1 protein-coding gene is annotated in these 1,784 nt (G+C 59.6%); it reads left to right on the plus strand.

What is annotated here, in order from left to right; all coding sequences use genetic code 11:
• A partial coding sequence (locus tag ACESMT_RS20390; protein ID WP_372828426.1) for an IS66 family transposase occupies positions 1-1,564 on the plus strand: 1,564 nt, incomplete at its 5' end.
• Positions 1,565-1,784: the final 220 nt, after the last annotated feature.

Here is a 1,784-nt window from a genome sequence, read left to right on the forward strand (position 1 = left end):
CGCAGAACAACTGCGGGAATTGGCCGGCGATTTGATTGCAAAGATCGCGCACCAAAGCCAGCAACACGGTCAAGCCATTGCCAACAAAGACCAAGAGCTGCAACGCCTGGGCGGCGAGATCAAATACCGCCAAGCCAAGATCGAGCAGCTCACCCACGAGATGGCGGTCCTCAAACGCTGGAAGTTCGGCAAGAGCCGCGAGCGCCTCGATGCGGCCCAAGCCAGCCTGCTCGATGAAACCATCGATGCCGACATCGCAGCCATTGAGCAGGAACTGCAAAACCTCGCACCGCCCACCAAAACCGGCACCGACACCTCCAAGCACCCCAAACGCACCCCTTTGCCGCCTGAGCTGCCCCGCGTGGAGATGCACCACGAGCCGGAGTCCACCACCTGTGGCTGCGGCTGCCAACTCAAGCGCATCGGGGAAGATGTGAGCGAGAAGCTGGACTACACGCCCGGCCTGTTCACGGTGGAGCGCCACATCCGGGGTAAATGGGCCTGCGCCAAATGCCAGACCTTGATTCAGGCGCCGGTGCCCGCGCAGATTATTGACAAAGGCATCCCGACCGCCGGCCTGCTGGCCCAGGTGCTGGTGGCCAAATATTCGGATCACCTGCCGCTGTACCGCCAGGAAACCATCTTTGCCCGCGCCGGCATGGCGCTGCCGCGCTCAACGCTTAGCGCATGGGTGGGCGTGTGTGGGGTTCAACTGCAGCCGCTGGTCGATGCCTTGAAAGACACAATGCTTGGCCACGCTGTGCTGCATGCCGACGAGACGCCGGTGGCCATGCTCAAGCCGGGTAACAAGAAAACGCACCGCGCTTACCTGTGGGCGTATGCGCCGGGGGCCTTTGAAGACTTTAGGGCGGTGGTCTACGACTTCTGTGAAAGCCGAGCGGGCGAGCACGCGCGTGCCTTCCTGGGAAATTGGAAAGGCGCGCTGGTCTGTGATGACTTCAGTGGTTACAAAGCGAGCTTTGCCAATGGCATCCTGGAGGCGGGCTGTCTGGCCCATGCCCGGCGAAAGTTCTTTGACCTGCATGTGAGCAACAAGAGCCAGATCGCAGAGCAGGCGCTGCAGTACATCGGCCAGCTGTATGACGTTGAGCGTGAGGTCAAGAACCTCAATGTCGATGAACGACGACAACTCCGCCAGGCCAAGTCCAAACCGCTGGCTGATGCGTTGCACCAGTGGATGGTGCTGCAGCGCCAAAAAATCACCGACGGCTCGGCCACGGCCAAAGCGCTGGACTACAGCTTGAGACGCTGGGGAGCGCTCACGCGCTTCCTCGATGACGGGCAATTGCCTATCGATAACAACTGGATCGAGAACCAGATCCGGCCGATTGCCATCGGACGAAACAACTGGCTGTTTGCGGGCTCGCTCAGAGCGGGTCAGCGGGCGGCGGCCGTCATGAGCCTGATCCAGTCAGCCAAGCTCAATGGGCATGACCCGTATGCCTACCTGAAGGATGTGCTGACTCGGCTGCCTACGCAGCCGAACAACCGTATCGACGAGTTGCTGCCGCATCGCTGGGCGCCAGCCCTCGCCAGCATCTGATCTCTACGCCAGCGGCTGCGTCGGTGTGTCAAGGGTGGGTTCGCTGGTCGCTTACTTTCAAGCGCTATATTGCGACTTGATCAAACGGCCGTTAGAGCTTGCGCATTGGACTATCAGATAAGTAGCAAATGGAAGACGCATCAAGGACAACTGACAGGCTGATCGATCGATTTCAGTCGTTTTAATTACGTGGCATAAGATATTCGGCAGCACACAAAAC

The sequence above is a fragment of the Polaromonas sp. genome (genome assembly GCF_041689105.1).
Lineage (GTDB): Bacteria > Pseudomonadota > Gammaproteobacteria > Burkholderiales > Burkholderiaceae_C > Polaromonas.